Annotated in this window: 18 protein-coding genes; 13 read left to right on the forward strand and 5 right to left on the reverse strand. The window is 66.4% G+C overall.

Annotated elements, in window-relative coordinates:
* The first annotated feature begins 4 nt into the window (after positions 1 to 4).
* From N0B28_RS21655 to N0B28_RS21695, 9 genes are all read left to right on the forward strand, one after another.
* Positions 5 to 1,111 (forward strand): mannuronate-specific alginate lyase, encoded by a 1,107-nt coding sequence (locus N0B28_RS21655; protein WP_275728669.1) that lies wholly within the window; start codon positions 5 to 7, stop codon positions 1,109 to 1,111.
* Between the two features lie 127 nt (positions 1,112 to 1,238).
* Positions 1,239 to 2,696, forward strand: coding sequence for an MBOAT family protein (locus N0B28_RS21660; protein WP_058540860.1), 1,458 nt, complete (start codon positions 1,239 to 1,241; stop codon positions 2,694 to 2,696).
* 11 nt (positions 2,697 to 2,707) lie between these two features.
* Entirely contained in the window at positions 2,708 to 3,871 is a 1,164-nt protein-coding gene (locus N0B28_RS21665) for an alginate O-acetyltransferase (RefSeq protein ID WP_054914853.1), read from the forward strand.
* Positions 3,872 to 3,883: 12 nt separating this feature from the next.
* Positions 3,884 to 4,531, forward strand: a complete 648-nt coding sequence (locus N0B28_RS21670) for an alginate O-acetyltransferase AlgF (protein ID WP_043860998.1) — start codon at positions 3,884 to 3,886, stop codon at positions 4,529 to 4,531.
* Positions 4,532 to 4,564: 33 nt separating this feature from the next.
* Positions 4,565 to 6,016, forward strand: a complete 1,452-nt coding sequence (locus N0B28_RS21675; protein WP_043860997.1) for a mannose-1-phosphate guanylyltransferase/mannose-6-phosphate isomerase — start codon at positions 4,565 to 4,567, stop codon at positions 6,014 to 6,016.
* 136 nt (positions 6,017 to 6,152) lie between these two features.
* Complete coding sequence (locus N0B28_RS21680) at positions 6,153 to 6,617, forward strand: hypothetical protein (protein WP_043860996.1); 465 nt, start codon at positions 6,153 to 6,155, stop codon at positions 6,615 to 6,617.
* 76 nt (positions 6,618 to 6,693) lie between these two features.
* A complete protein-coding gene (locus N0B28_RS21685; protein WP_158255577.1) occupies positions 6,694 to 7,173 on the forward strand; it encodes a thioredoxin family protein in 480 nt (159 codons plus the stop codon).
* On the forward strand, positions 7,064 to 7,888 hold the full coding sequence (locus tag N0B28_RS21690; RefSeq protein ID WP_054914855.1) for an SDR family oxidoreductase: 825 nt from the start codon (positions 7,064 to 7,066) through the stop codon (positions 7,886 to 7,888). The genes N0B28_RS21685 and N0B28_RS21690 overlap by 110 nt, the downstream gene beginning before the upstream one ends.
* Positions 7,889 to 8,129: 241 nt before the next feature.
* Complete coding sequence (locus tag N0B28_RS21695; RefSeq protein ID WP_052504232.1) at positions 8,130 to 8,798, forward strand: TetR/AcrR family transcriptional regulator; 669 nt, start codon at positions 8,130 to 8,132, stop codon at positions 8,796 to 8,798.
* On the opposite strand, the gene N0B28_RS21700 is transcribed toward N0B28_RS21695, so the two are convergent.
* Together N0B28_RS21700 and N0B28_RS21705 are read right to left on the reverse strand one after the other, a co-directional pair.
* Positions 8,787 to 9,692, reverse strand: a complete 906-nt coding sequence (locus N0B28_RS21700) for a CoA ester lyase (protein ID WP_043860993.1) — start codon at positions 9,690 to 9,692, stop codon at positions 8,787 to 8,789. The genes N0B28_RS21695 and N0B28_RS21700 overlap by 12 nt on opposite strands.
* Positions 9,693 to 9,737: 45 nt before the next feature.
* Positions 9,738 to 10,478, reverse strand: a complete 741-nt coding sequence (locus N0B28_RS21705) for an SDR family NAD(P)-dependent oxidoreductase (protein ID WP_088515553.1) — start codon at positions 10,476 to 10,478, stop codon at positions 9,738 to 9,740.
* Between the two features lie 465 nt (positions 10,479 to 10,943).
* Here N0B28_RS21705 and N0B28_RS21710 point away from each other — a divergent pair, with 465 nt between their 5' ends.
* From N0B28_RS21710 to N0B28_RS21725, 4 genes are all read left to right on the forward strand, one after another.
* Complete coding sequence (locus N0B28_RS21710; RefSeq protein WP_275728675.1) at positions 10,944 to 11,357, forward strand: acyl-CoA thioesterase; 414 nt, start codon at positions 10,944 to 10,946, stop codon at positions 11,355 to 11,357.
* A 71-nt stretch (positions 11,358 to 11,428) separates the two neighbouring features.
* Complete coding sequence (locus N0B28_RS21715) at positions 11,429 to 12,571, forward strand: acyl-CoA dehydrogenase family protein (RefSeq protein ID WP_275728677.1); 1,143 nt, start codon at positions 11,429 to 11,431, stop codon at positions 12,569 to 12,571.
* 114 nt (positions 12,572 to 12,685) lie between these two features.
* Complete coding sequence (gene paaK / locus N0B28_RS21720) at positions 12,686 to 14,047, forward strand: phenylacetate--CoA ligase PaaK (protein ID WP_054914859.1); 1,362 nt, start codon at positions 12,686 to 12,688, stop codon at positions 14,045 to 14,047.
* 40 nt (positions 14,048 to 14,087) lie between these two features.
* Positions 14,088 to 15,779, forward strand: coding sequence for a thiamine pyrophosphate-binding protein (locus N0B28_RS21725; protein ID WP_043860987.1), 1,692 nt, complete (start codon positions 14,088 to 14,090; stop codon positions 15,777 to 15,779).
* 45 nt (positions 15,780 to 15,824) lie between these two features.
* On the opposite strand, the gene N0B28_RS21730 is transcribed toward N0B28_RS21725, so the two are convergent.
* From N0B28_RS21730 to N0B28_RS21740, 3 genes are all read right to left on the reverse strand, one after another.
* A complete protein-coding gene (locus tag N0B28_RS21730) occupies positions 15,825 to 16,619 on the reverse strand; it encodes an SDR family oxidoreductase (protein ID WP_043860986.1) in 795 nt (264 codons plus the stop codon).
* Between the two features lie 75 nt (positions 16,620 to 16,694).
* A complete protein-coding gene (locus tag N0B28_RS21735; RefSeq protein WP_275728681.1) occupies positions 16,695 to 18,185 on the reverse strand; it encodes an efflux transporter outer membrane subunit in 1,491 nt (496 codons plus the stop codon).
* Positions 18,182 to 19,258, reverse strand: a complete 1,077-nt coding sequence (locus N0B28_RS21740; protein ID WP_043860984.1) for an HlyD family secretion protein — start codon at positions 19,256 to 19,258, stop codon at positions 18,182 to 18,184. Before N0B28_RS21740 ends, N0B28_RS21735 begins: the two co-directional genes overlap by 4 nt.
* Between the last annotated feature and the right edge of the window lie 4 nt (positions 19,259 to 19,262).

A 19,262-nucleotide genomic window follows, 5' to 3' on the forward strand; every position in this document is an offset into this window, starting at 1 on the left:
GCACATGACATCCATCCGCACCCTTGCCACCCCCGCCCTGCTCGCCCTGGCCCTGTTCGGCCCGGCGGTGCAGGCCGGCGGGCTGGTCCCGCCGCAGGGCTACTACGCCGGCATCGAGAAACCCAAGACCAGCCCCAACGACTTCACCTGTGAGGCCGTGCCCAAGCCCTACACCGGCGCGCTGCAGTTTCGCAGCAAGTACGAAGGCTCGGACAAGGCCCGCGCGACGCTGAACAAGGCATCCGAACAGGCCTTTCGCGATTCCACCGCCAGCATCACCACGCTGGAGCGCGGGGTCAGCAAGCAGGTGATGCAGTACATGCGCGACGGCCGCCCGCAGCAGCTGGACTGCACCCTGCAGTGGCTGGGCACCTGGGCGCAGACCGATGCGCTGATGTCCACCGACTACAACCACACCGGCAAGTCGATGCGCAAATGGGCGCTGGGCAGCCTGAGCTCGGCATACCTGCGCCTGAAGTTTTCCAACGCACAGCCACTGGCGGCGCACCAGGCCCAGGCCGAACAGATCGAGAAATGGTTCGCGCGCCTGGCCGAGCAGACGGTCAAGGACTGGAGCGACCTGCCGCTGGAAAAGATCAACAACCACTCGTACTGGGCCGCCTGGTCGGTGATGGCCACGGCGGTGGCGACCGATCGCCGCGACCTGTTCGACTGGGCCGTGAAGGAGTACCGCGTGGGTGCCAACCAGGTCGATGCGCAGGGCTTTCTGCCCAACGAGATGAAGCGCAAGCAGCGCGCCCTGGCGTACCACAACTACGCACTGCCGCCGCTGTCGATGATCGCCAGCTTCGCCCAGGCCAACGGCGTGGACCTGCGCCCGGAAAACAACGGCGCGCTCAAGCGCCTGGGCGAGCGGGTGTTGTCCGGGGCCAGAGACCCGAGTGCGTTCAAGGCGCGCAATGGCCAGAAGCAGGACATGGACGATCTGAAGATCGACAGCAAATACGCCTGGCTTGAGCCGTGGTGCAGCCTGTACCAGTGCGACGCCGATGCGCTCAAGCGCAAGCACGCGATGCAGCCGTTCAAGAGTTTCCGCCTGGGCGGCGACCTGACGCGCGTCTACGACCCGCAGGCAGAACAGAAGAAGTAGCAACGACCGCAATCCCTGTGGGAGCGGGCTTGACCCGCGATGCGTTTGATCTGGTTCCCCCGCAATTTCAGCGGGGGGTTTGGGGGGCTGCTGCCCCGATTGTGGATAACGACAAGGAGAGATCGGGATGGTGTTCTCGTCCAATGTGTTCCTGTTCCTGTTCCTGCCGATCTTTCTCGGCCTGTACTACCTGAGCGGGCAACGCTACCGCAACGCCCTGCTGCTGCTGGCCAGCTACGTGTTCTACGCCTGGTGGCGGGTGGACTTCCTGGCGCTGTTCGCCGCGGTCACCCTGTGGAACTACTGGATCGGCCTCAAGGTGGGCGCCGCCGGCGTGCGCACCAAGCCGGCCCAGCGCTGGCTGCTGCTGGGGGTGGTGGTCGACCTGGGTATCCTGGGCTACTTCAAGTACGCCAACTTCGGCGTCGACAGCATCAACGCGATCATGACCTCGTACGGCCTGGAGCCGTTCATCCTCACCCACATCCTGTTGCCCATCGGCATCTCGTTCTACATCTTCGAGTCGATCAGCTACATCATCGACGTGTACCGCGGCGACACCCCGGCCACCCGCAACCTGATCGACTTCGCCGCGTTCGTGGCGATCTTCCCGCACCTGATCGCCGGCCCCGTGCTGCGCTTTCGCGACCTGGCCGACCAGTTCAACCACCGCACCCACACCCTGGACAAGTTCTCCGAAGGCTGCACGCGGTTCATGCAGGGCTTCATCAAGAAGGTATTCATCGCCGACACCCTGGCGGTGGTCGCCGACCACTGCTTCGCCCTGCAGAACCCGACCACCGGCGACGCCTGGCTGGGCGCACTGGCCTACACCGCGCAGCTGTACTTCGACTTCTCCGGCTACAGCGACATGGCCATCGGCCTGGGCCTGATGATGGGCTTTCGCTTCATGGAGAACTTCAAGCAGCCCTACATCAGCCAGTCGATCACCGAGTTCTGGCGGCGCTGGCACATCAGCCTGTCCACCTGGCTGCGCGACTACCTGTACATCACCCTGGGCGGCAACCGCGGCGGCACCTTCGCCACCTACCGCAACCTGTTCCTGACCATGCTGCTGGGCGGCCTGTGGCACGGCGCCAACTTCACCTACATCATCTGGGGCGCCTGGCACGGCATGTGGCTGGCGATCGAGCGCGCACTGGGCCTGGACACCAACCCGCAGCGCTTCAACCCGGTCAAGTGGGCCTTCACCTTCCTGCTGGTGGTGATGGGCTGGGTGATCTTCCGCGCCGAAAACCTGCACGTGGCCGCACGCATGTACGGCGCCATGTTCAGCTTCGGTGAATGGCAGCTGTCGGAACTCAACCGCGCCAGCCTCACCGGCCTGCAAGTGGCCACCCTGGTGATCGCCTACCTGAGCCTGGCGTTCTTCGGCCTGCGCGACTTCTACCGCAATGCCAAGCCCACGGCCAAGGCCAGCCCGGTGGCCGTGCATGGCGACGGCAGCGTGAGCCTGGACTGGGGCCTGTACATGACCCGCGCGCTGGTGCTGCTGCTGTTCGTGGCCTCGATCCTCAAACTCTCGGCGCAAAGCTACTCGCCGTTCCTCTACTTCCAGTTCTGAGCGAGCCGACCATGACCCGATCATTACGCAAACTCTACGCCGTGCTGTTCATGGCCCTGCTGCTGGGCCTGGGCATCTGGTCGCTGGGGGGCCTGGGCAGTTTCCAGCGCACCGCGCAGATGTCCCTGCTCGACGGCAAGCTGGCCAAGGCCGCCGAAACCCACTACGACGCGCAGTTCCCGATCAAGCGCCTGGGCACCAACCTCTGGGCGGCGCTGGACTTCAAACTGTTCAACGAAGGCCGCCCGGGTGTGGTGCTGGGCCGCGAGCAATGGCTGTTCAGCGATGAAGAGTTCAAGCCGGTGGCCGGCAGCGAACAGTTCGAGGCCGAGAACCTCGCACTGATCCGCGGCGTGCGCGACACCCTCAAGCAGCACGGTGTGCAACTGGTGCTGGCGATCATTCCGGCCAAGGCCCGCCTGTACCCGGAGTACATCGGTGAGCAGACGCCCGCCAGCCTGCATGCCGACCTGTACAACCAGTTCCATGCCAAGGCGCGCCAGGCCGGCGTGTTCGCCCCGGACCTGCTCGGCCCGCTGCAGGCGGCCAAGGCCCAGGGCCAGGTGTTCCTGCGCACCGACACCCACTGGACACCACTGGGCGCCGAGGTGGTGGCACGCCACCTGGCCGAAGCCGTGGCCCGCCAGACCCTGCTCAGCGGCACGCCGCAGCAGTTCGTCACCGAAGCCAAAGCCGCCACACCGTACAAGGGCGACCTCACCAACTTCCTGCCGCTGGACCCGTTGTTCAGCCACCTGCTGCCGGCCCCGGACAGCCTGCAGCAACGCACCACCCGCCCTGCCCGGGCCCAGGACCAGGCCGACAGCGACGACGCGCTGTTTGCCGACAACGAGATCCCCGTGGCGCTGATCGGCACCAGCTACAGCGCCAACCCGCACTGGAACTTCCTCGGTGCGTTGCAGCAGGCGCTGCGCAGCGACGTGGTCAATTACGCCGAGGACGGCCATGGCCCGCTGCTGCCGATGCTCAAGTACCTGCAGACCGACGCCTTCAAGACCAGCGCCCCACAGGTGCTGGTATGGGAGTTCCCGGAACGTTATCTGCCAATGAAAAACGACCTCAGCGCCTTCGATCCGCAGTGGATCGCCCAGCTGAAGCAAACCCGTACCGCCAATCAAGACATGGCCCTGTCGTCCAATCGGACGCAACACTGAGAGGAACTGCACATGACCACCAAGCACCGCATTGCCAAAGCATTCGCCCTGACCGCCGGCATGAGCCTGCTCTCGCTGCAGGCCTGGGCCGGCGCCGATGCCGCACTGTATGGCCCCAGCGCGCCCAAGGGCTCGACCTTCGTGCGCCTGTACAACGCCGGCAACCAGCCGGTGGCCGCCAGTGTCGGCAACACCCAGATCAGCGAAGTGGCCGCCCAGGGCAGCAGCGATTTCAGCTTCATGCCCCAGGGCGACTACAGCGCCAAGGTCGGCAGCCAGACCGTACCGGTCAAGCTGGCGGGCGATCACTACTACACCCTGGTCAACCACGGCAGCGGCCAGCCGCAACTGGTCGAGGAACCGCCGTTCAAGAACAAGCAGAAATCCCTGGTACGCGTGCAGAACCTGAGCGACCAGGCCCTGACCCTGAAGACCGCCGATGGCAAGACCGAAGTGGTCAAGCCGGTGGCGGCCAAGGCTCGCGGCGAGCGCGAGATCAACCCGGTCAAGGTCAGCCTGGCGCTGTATGAAGGCGACAAGAAAGTCAGCGACCTCAAGCCCGTTGCGCTCGAACGTGGCGAAGCGGCCGTGCTGTATGTGACCGGCAGTGGCAGCAACCTGTCGCCGGTCTGGGTCAAGCGCCCTGTGTCCACCCGTTAATCAACTGCCCCTTTCAACGTTCGGAGATTACCCATGATTCCAGTCATCCTGTCCGGTGGTAGCGGCTCGCGTCTGTGGCCCCTGTCGCGCAAGCAATTCCCCAAGCAGTTCCTGGCCCTGACCGGTGAACACACGCTGTTCCAGCAAACCCTGTCGCGCCTGGTGTTCGACGGCATGGACGCGCCCATCGTGGTGTGCAACAAGGACCACCGTTTCATCGTCAACGAGCAGTTGGCCAACCTGAACCTGGACACCCAGGCGATCCTGATGGAACCGTTCGGGCGCAACACCGCGCCGGCCGTGGCGCTCACGGCCATGAAACTGGTCAACGAAGGCCGCGACGAGCTGATGCTGGTGCTGCCGGCCGACCACGTGCTGGACGACCAGAAGGCCCTGCAACGCGCCCTGGCCCTGGCCACGGTGGCCGCCGAACGCGGCGAAATGGTGCTGTTCGGGGTGCCGGCGACCAAGCCGGAAACCGGCTACGGCTACATCAAGTCGAGCCAGGACGCCCTGCTGCCCGAAGGCATCAGCCGCGTGGCACAGTTCGTTGAAAAACCGGACGAAAAACGCGCCACCGAGTTCGTCAAAAGTGGCGGCTACTACTGGAACAGCGGCATGTTCCTGTTCCGCGCCAGCCGCTTCCTCGAAGAGCTGAAAAAGCACGACCCCGACATCTACGACACCTGCCTGCTGACCCTGGAGCGCAGCCTGGAAGACGGCGACAGCATCAGCATCGACGAGGCCACCTTCGCCTGCTGCCCGGACAACTCCATCGACTACGCGGTGATGGAAAAGACCCAGCGCGCCTGCGTGGTGCCGCTGAGTGCGGGCTGGAGCGATGTGGGCTGCTGGTCGTCGCTGTGGGACGTGCACGAGAAGGACACCAACGGCAACGTGACCAAGGGCGACGTGGTGGTGCAGGACAGCCACAACTGCATGATCCACGGCAACGGCAAGCTGGTATCGGTGATCGGCCTGGAGAACATCGTGGTGGTCGAGACCAAGGACGCCATGATGATCGCGCACAAGGACAAGGTTCAGGGGGTCAAGCAGATGGTCAACACCCTGGACGCCCAGGGCCGCAACGAAACCCAGAACCACTGCGAGGTGTACCGCCCGTGGGGCTCGTATGACTCGGTGGACATGGGCGGGCGCTTCCAGGTCAAGCACATCACGGTAAAACCCGGCGCCAGCCTGTCGCTGCAGATGCACCACCACCGTGCCGAGCACTGGATCGTGGTGTCGGGCACGGCCGAGGTGACGTGCGACGAGAACGTGTTCCTGCTGTGCGAGAACCAGTCCACGTACATCCCGATCGCCTCGGTGCACCGCCTGCGCAACCCGGGCAAGATCCCGCTGGAGATCATCGAGGTGCAGTCGGGCAGCTACCTGGGCGAGGACGACATCGAGCGTTTCGAGGACATCTACGGGCGCTCCACGCCAGTGGAGCGCGGGGTGTCGATCAAGACCATCGCACAGTGATCTGAAGCCCGGAGGGCCCTTTCGCGGGTCAAGCCCGCTCCCACAACGGTCGCCATCGAACCTGTGGGAGCGGGCTTGACCCGCGATGCTTTTATCAGGGTAGGATGATCCTTCATCCGCACCCAAGGCGCCCTCCATGTTCATCGGTATCCTGCTCATCCTCACCTGGCTGGTCCTGCTGCTGCGCTACCCGGCCAAGGCCTTGCCGATCTCCATGGCCGCGCTGCTCGGCCTGGGCCTGGTGGGCCTGTGGGTGGTGTGGCTGGACAACCGCGAGGCCAGCCAGCTGGCCCGCCTGGAACTGCGCCTGGACTACGCCCCCGACGCCTGCCCGGCCGACCGGCCGCTGCGCGTACAGATAAAGAACGCCAACCGCGTGCCGCTGGTCGAGCTGCGCTGGCGCGTGGCCGCCTACGCCCCCGGCGACACCGTCAACCTGGCCGAGAACACCTACGCCGCACCGCGCTACCGCGGCCCCGGCGACCTGCAGCCCGAGGCCAGCTGGCACGACTGCCTGCCCCTGCCCCCCCTGCGCTCAGGCTACCGCCCGCAAACCCTGGAATTTCGTGCCGAGCACCTGCAGGGTGGCTTTGCCAACTAGTATTTTTGCCAGTTACCTGAGACACGCCAGCCGGGGTTGAATGGAGCGCACCGCAATTCTTGCAGGAGGCACCACCATGTCACTCAGGCCCGTGACCCGCCTCGACCAGCTCCAGGCGCTGCTCGACGATTGCACACGCCAACGCCCGGCCATGGTCATGGTGGGCTCGGCCAGTTGCCCGCCTTGCCGCACGATGCATCCCGATGTTGCACGGCTTGGCAGTCAACATCCTCAGGTCGACTTCCACTATTTCAACGTCGACCTGTTCGAGGATCACCCGCAAGAACCGGCCCTGACCTGCCTGTTCCAGAGCCTGTCGCTGCACTACCTGCCTTCACATATCCTGTTGCCCGTCGCCGGCCCCAACCTCGTGGTGTGCGCCACGAGCATCACCCGGCTGATCGACGCCCTGACCGAACACCACATTCTGAGGAGAGCCCCCTTCCATGCCCGTCGTCCTGATCACCGGTTGCTCCAGCGGCATCGGCCGCGCCCTCGCCGACAGCTTCAAGTCCGCCGGCTACGACGTGTGGGCGACTGCGCGCAAGGCCGATGACGTCGCCACGCTGATCAAGGCCGGCTTCAGCAGCCGCCAGCTGGACGTCAACGACGAGGACGCCCTGGTGCGCCTGGCCGACGCCATCGAAACGGCCCATGGCGGCCTCGACATCCTGATCAACAACGCCGGCTACGGCGCGATGGGGCCGCTGCTGGACGGCGGTGTCGAGGCCATGCAGCGCCAGTTCGAGACCAACGTGTTCGCACTGATCGGTGTGACCCGTGCACTGTTCCCCTTGCTGCGACGCAATCGCGGCCTGGTGGTGAACATCGGCAGCGTGTCGGGTGTGCTGGTCACCCCGTTCGCCGGCGCCTATTGCGCATCCAAGGCGGCGGTGCATGCGCTCAGCGATGCGCTGCGCCTGGAACTGGCGCCGTTCGGCATCGGCGTGATGGAAGTGCAGCCCGGCGCCATCGCCTCAAGCTTCGCCAGCAATGCCGGGCGCGAGGCCGAGCAGGTGCTGGCGCAAGACTCGCCGTGGTGGCCATTGCGCGAGCAGGTGCGCGCCCGCGCCCGCGCCTCGCAGGACAGACCGACCCCCGCCAGCGCGTTCGCCCAGGGCCTGCTCAAGGCCGTACAGCAGCGTACCCCGCCCGACCTGCTGCGCCTGGGCAACGGCAGCCGCGCCTTGCCGCTGCTGGCCGGCGTGCTGCCCAAACGGCTGTTGGAAAAGGTGCTGAAGAAACGTTTCGGCCTCGACCGCAGCCTGTGATCTGCCCGGTTTGCGGGGGCCTGCGCCGGCGATAGCTGACCCTATCGCTAACTATAAAGTGCACACCAGAGCATTTTCCAAAGCGTCTCCAAGGCCAAGAATCGCCCTCGTACTGGATCGGCTGCATTGCCACAGCGGCGGCGCGCTCCAGGCAATCAGGGAGAAATCTCCAAGGTCGGAGCACCGCTGCCTGCTGGCAGCCTTTCTCACAAATGCAATCAGGCCCTTTCTGGAGACATTCGTGAAACACCTTAACCTTCCGCGCAAGATCCCCACCCAGGCCCGCTCGCGGATGATGGTCGAAACCATCCTCACCTCCACCGCCAAGGTGGTGGTCAAGCATGGCTACCAGGGCACCAACACCAACCTGGTGGCCCAGCGCGCCGGGGTCAGCGTGGGCTCGGTCTATCAGTACTTCCCGAACAAGGATGCATTGATCGCGGCGTTGCATGAGCGCCATGCGCAGGCCATGAACCGGGTGATTCTGGAGGTCGCCGGCGCCCACGAGGTGGCCGACCTGCCGGCCCACCTCAGGCTGCTGGTGCAAGCCCTGCTGCACCTGCACCAGCAGGAACCGGAGCTGCACCGGCTGCTCGACACCGACCTGGCCAACCTGAGCCGCAGCGTCGACGACCTGCAGCACAAGGCCCGCATCACCCTGTCCATCGAGCGCCTGCTGGACCGCTGGCGGGCCACGCTGGCTCACAGCAACCTGCACCTGGCCGCCTGGCTGGCGGCGCAGGTGATCACCTCGATGGTCAAGGCCTACATCCTCGACTCGCCGCAGATGAGCCAGGCGCAGATCGAGGATGCGATCAGCAGCTCGCTGATCGGGCTGTTGTGCCTCCCGCCGGCCATGCCGCTGGCCACCGCCCGCGCCCGCGCGCAGCCGCACAGCTCAGCGGCGTAGCGCCTGGCGCGCCTGCAACTGCTCGTAACGCTCCAGCAAGCGCAGCGCCTGCAGGTAGCTGGGCACTTCCACCACCAGGCCATCGACTTCGGCACGCACGTTGCCGCCCTGGGCAGCCGCCTCGAACGCCGCCACCTGCCGGCGCGCCAGTTCGGCGTCCGCGTCAGCGGGGGTGAGGTAGCGATTGGCGACCGCCACGTGCGCCGGGTTGACCACACCCTTGGCCTGGTAGCCGATGGAGCGGGCGAACTGCATGTCGGCTTCGGCACCCTGCGCGTCGGCAAAGGTGTAGGGCGAGTCGATGGCCAGCACCCCCGCCGCCGCGCATTCGAGCAGAAAGCGCGAGCGCGGGTAATACAGCTCGGTGCCGGCGCGGCTGCGCCCGGCGCCCAGGTCGGCCACCATGTCCTCGGTGGCCACCAGCATCGCCTTGATACGCGGGCTGGCGGCGGCGATCTCGATGGCGCGCACCACGCCCAGCGCGGTCTCGATGTTCGGCACGATCAACGTGCTGCCGGCAGCGATGCCATGGCGCCCCTCAAGCTCGGTGATCAACTGGTCCAGCTCGATCATCTGCTCGCGGCGCTCGACCTTGGACATCATCACCACCTGCGGGCGGCCAGCCATCACTGCCGCCAGGTCCTCGTGGCCACAGGTTTCAAACGGGTTGATGCGCACCGCACTGACCCGCCCGCAGGCGCGCCAGCGCTGCAGGATATCCACCGCCAGTGCACGCGCCTCGGGGCGTCGCGCCGGTGGGGTGAAGTCCTCCAGCTCCTGCACCAGCACGTCGCCATCGCCGTCGAGTGCCGCCAGCAACGCGCGCTCGTCGGCGCCGGGAATGAAGAAAAAGGTGCGGCAAAGCGCCAGTGGGTTGTCCTTGGAAACTGCCATGGTTGACGTCCTGTACAGAGAAGAAAAGGAAGAAAAGAAAGCGCCTCAGAGCATCGCCAGGCCGCCGTCCACGGCGATGGTGGTGCCGCTGACGAACGAGGCCTTGCCCGACAGCAGCCAGGCGATCACCTCGGCGGCTTCCTCGGCACGGCCCTCGCGGCGCAAGGCGGTCATGCCGTGCAGCTGTTCGAGCTTGCCGGCGACGCGCGTGGTGTCATCGAGCATCGGCGTGCGGATCACCGCCGGGGCAACGCAATTGACGGTCAGCCCGCGCGGGCCCAGTTCGCGCGCCAGGCCCTTGCTCAGGGTGATTACCGCGCCCTTGCTGGTGGCGTAGCCGAGCGTGCCGGCCAGGCCGCCGCCGCGAATGCCGGCGACGCTGGCCACGGTGCAGATATGCCCGCCGGCGCGCATCAAGGGCACGCTGTGCTGCACCACGCTGAAGGTGGCAAGCAGGTTGACCTCCAGCAACTGGCGCAGGCGCGCCACGCTCAGGTCGTCGAATGCCGTGGTGTCGACCACCCCGGCGCAGGTGGCCAGGCCATCGATGCGCCCGCGCCACCGGGCGATTTCGGCGAACACCGCGGCCACTGCCTGTTCATCGCACAGGTCCAGGGCGAACGGCCGATGGCCTGGGCCCAGCGCATGCAGGGTGCGATCCAGGCCGCCCTCGTCACGGTCCAGGCACGCCACCTGAAAACCCTCCCGTGCCAGCTGCAGGGCGGTCGCCGCGCCAATACCGCTGGCCGCACCGGTGACCACCGCCACCCTGTCTTGATTGGTCATGAACACTGCACTCCCTGAATGGCGATACAGGGCCGCTACAACAACGGCGCCTGAGTGGCGGCCATGCTAAAAGAATGCCTGCCGAACAACTACTCGCATTAAAAACCCCACACACAAGAGCCGTGCCCGTGTACCCGCCGTGGATTGCTCGCATTGCCAGGAATATTAAATATTCATGACCAAAGTTCGTTGTCGGCGGCGAAATGCGAGCAATTCAACGCCACCCTCAAGGCCGCCCCCACAAACGAACCATGGCGTACAACCAGCAGCCAGCAACCCCACGACAGACAAGCGCTGCAGCGCGAAAGCGAGTTCCCTGCAAACAAACGCGAGTAGCCTTGCAAGTTCAACTTGCCTAGCATTTGAAACAACTTGAAACCCACTTTCAAGGGACCGACCAAGTTGCCGAGAAGTTTCAAGAACATTTCGCCAACTTCAAACAGAACAAACAAAAGGAAGTGCACCATGAGCCAGAAAGGCTTTGAGACCGTCATTGAAATCAAATACCGCGACACCGACTCGATGGGCCATGTAAGCAGCCCCATCTATTATGACTACATGCAACATGCCTACCTCTGCTACATGCACCACCTGCTGCAACTGCCAAAGAGCGAAAAACTGCCGCACATCATGGTGCGCAGCGAGTGCGACTACCTCAAGCAGGCCATGTACGGCGAAACCCTGGTGGTCAGCAGCGCCGTGGTGAAATTCGGCACCAAGAGCTTCGAGATCGAGCACACCATGCGCCGCCAGGACGATACCCACGAGGTGGTGGCCAGGGCCAAGTCGTACCACGTGATGTTCGACTACGACAAACAGGCCACCGTGCCTGTGCCCCAGGTATTCAAGGATCAGGTCCTGGCTTTCCAGGAAGGCTGAGCCGGCGCTCAGGGACGAACCGTTCGCCGACGCTCAGGCGCCCCGGCGAACCGACTGCAAAGGTACGCTCAATGAAACTCTCCTGGACTCCACAGCAGCTCGCGCTGCTGTCGACCTACCGCGCCATCGGCGTGGAACTGGCCGAGGCGCGGCGCAGCGCCGCCCCCGGTTTCGATCACTACGGCTGGCAGCGCCTGTGCGACGCGGGCCTGTGGAAGCTGGTCATCCCGCTCGAATACGGCGGCCTGGGTGAAGACTGGTGGGGCTTCAGTGCCGCGCTGGAAGGCCTGGCCTCGTCGATCCGCACGCCCGAGCTGCTGCTGTCGGTGATTGCCCAGGCCGGCATGGTCCGTGCCCTGATGCTCTACGGCAGCGACGCCCAGAAGGACCGCTACCTGAGCGCAATCCTGGCCGGCGCGCTGAGCGCCACCGGCATCGCCGAACCGGGCACCGGCACCGACGTGCGCAGTATCCACAGCCTGCTGACCCCGTGCGAGGACGGCTACCGGCTGACCGGCAGCAAGTTCAACATCGCCCATGCACCGGTGGCCGACTTCCTGCTGATCGTGACCCGCCTGGCCACCGACTCCAAGCACAACATCGCCCTGGTGATCATCGACAAGGACACCCCCGGCCTGACCCGTGGCGAGCCGGACGACAAGCTGGGCAACAAGCACCTGCCCACCGGCCCGCTGCACTTCGACAACCTGCCGGTGCCGGCCGAACAGGTACTGGGCGAGCCGGGCCGCGGCCTGCAGCAACTGATCAGGATCATCTCGCTGGGGCGTGCGTACTACGGCCTGGTAGCGGCCAACCTGCCCACGCCGTTCCTGGCCGAGGCCATGCACTACGCGGCCAACCGCCAGAGCTTCAACAGCGCCATCGACACCCACCAGTACGTGCAGAAGCGCCTGGTGGACATCGCCATGGGCATGGAGCGCAACCGCTGGATGGTGTACGCCGCGCTCGACCAGCTGCTGGGCAACGACCCCCAGGCGCTGATGAGCTGCTCGATCGCCAAGCTCGGCGCCGCGCAGGACTTCATCCACAGCGCCATCAGCCTGCTCAAGCTGTACGGCAGCCTGGGCTACCACGAAGGCGACATCGCCACCCTGGTCAAGGACGCGCTGGGCTTTGCCAGCGTGGGCGGCACCGAAGAGATGCACCAGAAGAACATCTTCAACCAGCTGCTGCGCCTGAACCAGGCCGGCTGATCCCGCAGCGCCCGCCCCTGCCACCTGCGCGCCCGGCCCCACCCGGCGCGCGGGCATGGCAGCGCGAGCGTGGGCGCCCTTGACCACTCCCCTTCCTGGTAGAGAACAGACCCGATGCCGATCGAATCGACTTTACTGCACGCAAGCCCTGTCGCCGCCCTGGCCCCGGTGCCCTTCGCCCAACCGTTCGATGACCACCTGGAACAGGCCGGCCTCGACGAGTTGCGCCAGCACCAATTGCTGCGCCTGCGCCAGACCCTGCTGCATGCCTATACCCATGTGGCCTGGTACCGCGAGCAGTTCCATGCACTGGACGTGCACCCCTACGACCTCAAGCACCTCGACGACCTGGCGCACTTCCCGCTGACCAGCAAGGCACAGTTGCGCGACCACTACCCCTTCGGCCTGTTCGCCGTGCCGATGGACCAGGTGCTGCGCCTGCATGCCTCCAGCGGCACCACCGGCCAGCCCACCGTGGTCGGCTACACGCGCAACGATATCGACGTGTGGGCCTCGCTGGTGGCGCGCTCGATCCGCGCTGCGGGCGGGCGGCGCGGCGACCGCATCCATATCGCCTATGGCTACGGCCTGTTCACCGGAGGCCTGGGCGCACACTACGGCGCCGAGAAACTGGGCTGCACGGTGATCCCGATGTCGGGCGGGCAGACCGCACGCCAGGTGCAGCTGCTCAAGGACTTCCAGCCGGACATCATCATGGTGACGCCGTCCTACATGCTCAACATCGCCGAAGAGATCGAACGCCAGGGCATCGACCCGCAGTCGCTGTCGCTGCGCGCCGGGATCTTCGGCGCCGAGCCGTGGGGCGGACAGATGCGCGGCGAGCTGGAACAGCGCCTGGGCATCAAGGCCCTGGACATCTACGGCCTGTCGGAAGTGATGGGCCCGGGGGTGGCCATGGAGCACCTCGACACCCAGGACGGCCCGACACTCTGGGAAGACCACTTCTACCCCGAGATCATCGACCCGGTCACCGGCGCGGTGCTGCCCGACGGGCAGTTCGGCGAACTGGTGCTGACCACCCTGAGCAAGGAAGCGCTGCCGATGGTGCGCTACCGCACCCGCGACCTCACCCGCCTGTTGCCCGGCAACGGTCGCGCCATGCGCCGCATCGACCGCATCACCGGGCGCAGCGACGACATGCTGATCATCCGCGGGGTCAACGTGTTCCCCAGCCAGATCGAGGAGCAACTGCTCAAGCTGCTGATGTTCAGCCCGGTGTACCAGTTGCATGTCAGCCGCCAGGGCAACCTCGACGTGCTGGCCGTACACGTCGAGCTGCGCCCGGAACACAGCGGCCTGAGCGCCCGGCAGCAACAGGCCGCCTGCCAGCAGCTGAGCCACCAGATCAAGGTGCACGTGGGCATCAGCACCCACATCCAGCTGCACCCGTGCCACACCCTCAAGCGTTCCGAAGGCAAGGCCGGCAACGTCATCGACCTGCGCCGCCAGCCCTAGCGGCGCACCCTCTCTCAAGGATCACGAGGCTTCCCTACTCATGGACATGACCATTGGCGATTTTCTGCTGCGCCGCCTTCAGGAATTCGGCATCCGCCACCTGTTCGGCGTGCCCGGCGACTACAACCTGACCCTGCTCGAACAGGTCGAGGCGCTGCCCACGCTCGACTTCATCGGCAACTGCAACGAACTCAACGCGGCCTACGCGGCCGACGGCTACGCCCGCACCCAGGGCTTCGGCGCGGTGCTGACCACCTACGGGGTGGGCGACCTCAGTGCACTCAACGGCATCGCCGGCGCCTATGCCGAGCGGGTGCCGGTGATCATGGTGTCGGGCATGCCGCCGCTGCACGCGATCATCGACCGGGCCCTGATGCACCACACTCTGGGCGACGGCAACTACGACAACATCATGGTGACCCTGCGCCAGTTCACTGTGGCCCAGGCGCGCATCACCGTGGAAAACGCCGCCATGGAAATCGACCGCGTATTGCAGACCTGCTACCGCGAACGCCGCCCGGTGTACCTGCAACTGCCCAGCGACCTGGCCACCTTGCCTATCGAGGTGCCCGACACGCCGCTGCAACTGAGCGAGCCGCGCAGCGAGCCGGGGCAACTGCAGGCGGTGGTACGGGCGCTGGTGGCACGCCTGGATGCCGCCAGCTCGCCGGTGCTGCTGGTGGACATGGACGTGGCGCGCTTTGGCCTGGTGCCCCAGGTGCTCGAGCTGATCGAGCGCTTCGACCTGCCCTTCGCCTGCCTGCCGCCGGCCAAGGCCATGCTGCCCGAGTCGCACCCGCTGTTCCTCGGCACCTACGCCGGTGCCGGCTCCGCGCCCGGCGTGCGTGCGGCACTGGAGCAATCCGACTGCGTGATCAGCCTTGGCGCACGCTTCACCGACACCAGCACCGCGCTGTTCTCCCACAGCTTCATGGACGGCGCGCTGATCCAGCTGCACGCCTACGCGGCCTCGATCGCCAGGCAGCACTACACCGCCGTGAGCCTGGGCCAGGTGCTCCAGGCGCTGGGCCAACAGGCGCTGGCACGCGAGCGCCGCGCCCAGCGCATCCCGCCGTTCAGTGCCAGCCCGGCGTTCGCCGCGCTGTCGGGCAAGCCGCTGAGCCAGCTGCGCTTCTGGCAGCGCATCGGCCACCTGATCGAAGCCGACGACCTGGTCATCGCCGAAAGCGGTACCTCGTCGGCGGGCATCAGCGGCCTGCGCCTGCCGACCGGGGCAACCTGCATCACCCAGCCGATCTGGGGCTCGATCGGCTACACCCTGCCCGCGCTGCTGGGCAGCCTGCTGGCCGCACCGACACGCCGCCAACTGCTGTTCATCGGCGACGGCTCGTTGCAGATGACCGTGCAGGAGCTGTCGACGATTCTGGCGCACAACCTCAAGCCGGTGATCTTCCTGATCAACAACGATGGCTACACCATCGAACGGCTGATCCTGGGCGAGCATGCCAGCTACAACGACGTGAACCCCTGGCGCTATGCGCAACTGGCCAGCGTGCTGGACACCCGCGAGCGCTCGCGCAGCTTCACCGTGCACACCGAGGACCAGCTCGAAGATGCGCTGGCCCAGGCCGCACAGGCCGACACGCTGGTGTTCATCGAAGTGGTGATGGAACGCATGGACGCGCCCGAATCGCTCAAGCGCTTTGCCCGGCTGTTCGCCGAGTTCGACTACGGGCTGCAACCGGCCAGCCTGCCGGCGATTGCCGGCTGAAGGCCGCGCCCGGGCGAGTCGCTCGCCCGGGCGCGGCAGGGTGCATCAGGCGATGGAACGAACCACGCCGCCATCCACGCGCAGGGCTGCGCCGGTGGTGGCGCTGGCCTGGCGCGAGGCCAGGTAGACCACCATGTTGGCGACCTCCTCGACCGTGGCCAGACGCTTGATGACCGAGCTGGGGCGGTGCTCGGCAATGAACCGGGCCTCCAGCGTCTCGCTGTCCACCCCCTGCTCCCTGGCCATCTGGCTGAAGTAGCCGCCCACGCCTTCTGAGCGGGTCGGGCCCGGCAGCACCGCATTGACGGTCACGCCGGTACCGGCCAGGGTCTCGGCCAGCCCGCGGGAAATCGCCAGCAGGGCGGTCTTGGTGGTGCCGTAGTGCACCATCTCGGTCGGGATCTGCAGCGCCGATTCACTCGACAGGAACAGCACCCGGCCCCACTCGCGCGTGGCCATGCCCTTGGCGTAATGGCGCGACAGGCGCACCGCGCTCATCACGTTGACCTCGAAGAAGCGCTGCCAGTCCTCGTCGCTGATCTCGAAGAAGCCCTTGGGCTCGAAGATGCCCAGGTTGTTGACCAGGATGTCGGTTTCCGGCTCCTTGGCAAACAGGATGTCCGCCCCCTCGGCCGTGCCCAGGTCGGCCGCGATGCCCTTGACCTTGGCCCCGGGCAACTTGCGCTGGATCTGTTCGACGGCGCGCGTGACACGGGCCTTGGTGCGCCCGTTGACCACCACCTCGGCACCGGCCTCGGCCAGCCCGTGGGCAATGGCAAAGCCGATACCGGCGGTGGAGCCGCTGACGATCGCACGCTTGCCGTGCAAGGAAATATTCATACCTGCGTCCTTTTCTGGATGACATGTGAACCCCGGCGCGGCGCCGGCCGTGCCGGGGCACGGCCGGCGCAGGCCTCATGGGTGCTTTGACCGCTGCCCTCGATCGAGTTCAGCGCTGGCCTGGGCCGGTGGGGCAAATGACTGCCAGCCCCCACCCAGGGATTTGTACAGGCCGACCATGGCCAGCGACACCGCCGCCGAGCTTTCGACCCACTGCTCCTGGTTGGCCAGCAAGGCGCTCTGCACGGTCAGCACGTTGAGGAAGTCGACCGCGCCCTCCACGTACTGGTTGCGCGCGGTGTCCAGCGCCACCCGGCTCTGGCGCACCGCTTCGTCGAGCAGGTCGCGGCGCAGCTGGCTGGCGTTGTACAGGCGCAGCACATCGTCGATCTCGTGCCAGGCGCGCAGCACCACCTGCTGGTACTGCACAGCCGCTTCCTGCTGCTGCGCCTCGCGCAGCTTGAGCACGCCGGTCAGGCGCCCGCCTTCGAAGATCGGCAGGCTCAACTGCGGGCCGATGGCAAACCGGCGCGAACTCCAGTTGCCGAAGTCCGACAGTTGCAGCGACTGGAACCCCGCGCTGCCCGACAGGCGGATGCTCGGATAGAAGTTGGCCTTGGCCACCCCGATGCTGGCCGTGGCGGCGTGCAGTTGCGCCTGTGCCTGGCGGATGTCGGGGCGCCGCTCGGCCAGTTCTGAGGGCAGGCCCATGGCAAAGCGCTGCGCGGTCTGCGGCATCGGTGCCGGTTGCAGCAGTTCGTTCTGCAGGCTGCGTGGCGGCTCGGCCAGCAGCAGGCTCAGGGCGTTGATCAGTTGCGCCTGGCGGTCTTCCAGGGTGGGCAGGCGCGCCTCGATGGACGCCACCTGCGCCTTGGCCTGGGCCACGTCGAGGTTGGTCGCCACGCCATCGTTCAGGCGCATCTGCGACAGGCGCAGGCTGTAGCGCGACACGTCGAGGTTCTCGCGGATCACCGCCAGGGTGCTCTGCACCGCACGCAGCTGGATATAGTCGTGGGCGGTCTCGGCCAGCAACGACAGCAGCACGCCCTGGCGGTCGTTTTCGGCCACCTCGACGCTGGCGTCGGCGGCCTCCACCTCACGCCGCACCCGGCCCCACAGGTCCAGTTCCCAGGCAGCGGTGAAGTCGCCCTGCCACAGGTTGAAGGCCGACTTGCCGTTCTTGCCGGACGGGTCGTTGAGGCCGTCCTCGCTGTTGCGGGCGCGGCTGTAGTTGCCGTTCAGGTCGACCGACGGGTACTGCTCGGAGGCAATGCTGCTGCGCACCGCGCGGCTCTGCATCAGCCGGGCGGTGGCCACCTGCAGGTCCAGGTTGCGTTCGACCGCGCGCTGTACCAGTGACGACAGCTGCGCATCGTTGAACTGCTCCCACCAGCGCGCCTGCAGCGGTGTCGCCTCGGGCTGGCTGGGGCCGGCCTTGTCCTGCAGGGTCGGCCAGGCCGACGGCGCGGTCGAGCGCGGCGCTTCGAAATCGGGGCCCAGGCTGCAGGCGCCGAGGGTCAGCGTGGCGCCCAGCAGCAAGGGCGAAGTAGCCTGTGCGAAGTTCATCGAGCGCTGACCTCGTTGCCGGCCTGGGCCCTGGCCGGGCTCTGGGTATCAATTTTGGCGATCACCGACATGCCCACGCGCAGGCGGCTGAGCAATGGCTGGTCGGCGTCGAGCACGATCTTCACCGGGATGCGCTGCACCACCTTGGTGAAGTTGCCGGTGGCGTTGTCCGGCTTGACTGCGGCAAAGGTCAGGCCGGTGGCCGGGGCCACGCTCTGCACATGGCCGCGCAGCTGTTCACCGGCAAAGGTATCCACGCTCACCAGCACTGCCTGGCCTGGCTGCACGTGGGTCAGCTGGGTTTCCTGGAAGTTGCCGACCACGTAGGCCTGCGCCAGCGGCACCACCGAGAGCAGCCGTGCGCCCGGGTTGACGTAGGCGCCCACGCGCACGGCGCGCTCGCCGACCATGCCGTCGATGGGTGCGACGATCTGCGTGTAGGACAGGTCCAGGCGGGCACGGTCCAGCGCGGCCTCGGCATGCTTGAGGCCGCCCTGGGCCGCCTCCACCTGCGCGGTAAGAATGTCCACCTGCTTGCGTGCCGCGGCCAGCGCCGCACGGGTGTTGGCCAGGCGAGCCTGGGCCTGATCGACCCGGCTGCGCGCCTGCTGGGCGTTCTGCACGGTGCCGGCGCCCTGCTCGGCCAGGCGGGTGTGACGGGTCAGTTCATGGTTGGCGAACGCCAGCGCCGCCTCGTCGGCAGCCACCGTGGCCTGGGCCTGGGCAATCAGCGAAGCCTGGCGTTCGAGGGTGGCGCGGGCGTTCTGGTACTGCGCGCGGGACATCAGCAACTGCGCGTCGGCGGCGGCCAGCGCCGCCTGGAAGTCGCGGTCGTCGATCTGCGCCAGCACCTGGCCGGCCTTGACCTGCTGGTTGTCCTCGACGTGGACCGCCTTGATGAAGCCCGACACCTTGGGCGCCACCACGGTGTAGTCGGCCGTGACGTACGCATCGTTGGTGGACTGCGTGCCGCCGCTGCCGAACAGCGCGGGCAGCGCCACATAGGCCAGGCCGGCGACGACGATCACCGCCACGGCGATCAGGGTGAGTCTGGAAGTTTTACTTGAGGTCATGTCT

Source organism: Pseudomonas sp. SD17-1 (assembly GCF_029201585.1).
Classification (GTDB): Bacteria; Pseudomonadota; Gammaproteobacteria; order Pseudomonadales; family Pseudomonadaceae; genus Aquipseudomonas; species Aquipseudomonas palmensis.

What these genes read in the sequence shown, in the direction of transcription:
- N0B28_RS21655 (WP_275728669.1), top strand. Translation starts at nt 5, where the DNA reads ATGACATCCATCCGCACCCTTGCCACCCCCGCCCTGCTCGCCCTGGCC.
- N0B28_RS21660 (WP_058540860.1), top strand. Translation starts at nt 1,239, where the DNA reads ATGGTGTTCTCGTCCAATGTGTTCCTGTTCCTGTTCCTGCCGATCTTT.
- N0B28_RS21665 (WP_054914853.1), top strand. Translation starts at nt 2,708, where the DNA reads ATGACCCGATCATTACGCAAACTCTACGCCGTGCTGTTCATGGCCCTG.
- N0B28_RS21670 (WP_043860998.1), top strand. Translation starts at nt 3,884, where the DNA reads ATGACCACCAAGCACCGCATTGCCAAAGCATTCGCCCTGACCGCCGGC.
- N0B28_RS21675 (WP_043860997.1), top strand. Translation starts at nt 4,565, where the DNA reads ATGATTCCAGTCATCCTGTCCGGTGGTAGCGGCTCGCGTCTGTGGCCC.
- N0B28_RS21680 (WP_043860996.1), top strand. Translation starts at nt 6,153, where the DNA reads ATGTTCATCGGTATCCTGCTCATCCTCACCTGGCTGGTCCTGCTGCTG.
- N0B28_RS21685 (WP_158255577.1), top strand. Translation starts at nt 6,694, where the DNA reads ATGTCACTCAGGCCCGTGACCCGCCTCGACCAGCTCCAGGCGCTGCTC.
- N0B28_RS21690 (WP_054914855.1), top strand. Translation starts at nt 7,064, where the DNA reads ATGCCCGTCGTCCTGATCACCGGTTGCTCCAGCGGCATCGGCCGCGCC.
- N0B28_RS21700 (WP_043860993.1), bottom strand. Translation starts at nt 9,692, where the DNA reads ATGGCAGTTTCCAAGGACAACCCACTGGCGCTTTGCCGCACCTTTTTC.
- N0B28_RS21705 (WP_088515553.1), bottom strand. Translation starts at nt 10,478, where the DNA reads ATGACCAATCAAGACAGGGTGGCGGTGGTCACCGGTGCGGCCAGCGGT.
- N0B28_RS21710 (WP_275728675.1), top strand. Translation starts at nt 10,944, where the DNA reads ATGAGCCAGAAAGGCTTTGAGACCGTCATTGAAATCAAATACCGCGAC.
- N0B28_RS21715 (WP_275728677.1), top strand. Translation starts at nt 11,429, where the DNA reads ATGAAACTCTCCTGGACTCCACAGCAGCTCGCGCTGCTGTCGACCTAC.
- paaK (WP_054914859.1), top strand. Translation starts at nt 12,686, where the DNA reads ATGCCGATCGAATCGACTTTACTGCACGCAAGCCCTGTCGCCGCCCTG.
- N0B28_RS21725 (WP_043860987.1), top strand. Translation starts at nt 14,088, where the DNA reads ATGGACATGACCATTGGCGATTTTCTGCTGCGCCGCCTTCAGGAATTC.
- N0B28_RS21730 (WP_043860986.1), bottom strand. Translation starts at nt 16,619, where the DNA reads ATGAATATTTCCTTGCACGGCAAGCGTGCGATCGTCAGCGGCTCCACC.
- N0B28_RS21735 (WP_275728681.1), bottom strand. Translation starts at nt 18,185, where the DNA reads ATGAACTTCGCACAGGCTACTTCGCCCTTGCTGCTGGGCGCCACGCTG.
- N0B28_RS21740 (WP_043860984.1), bottom strand. Translation starts at nt 19,258, where the DNA reads ATGACCTCAAGTAAAACTTCCAGACTCACCCTGATCGCCGTGGCGGTG.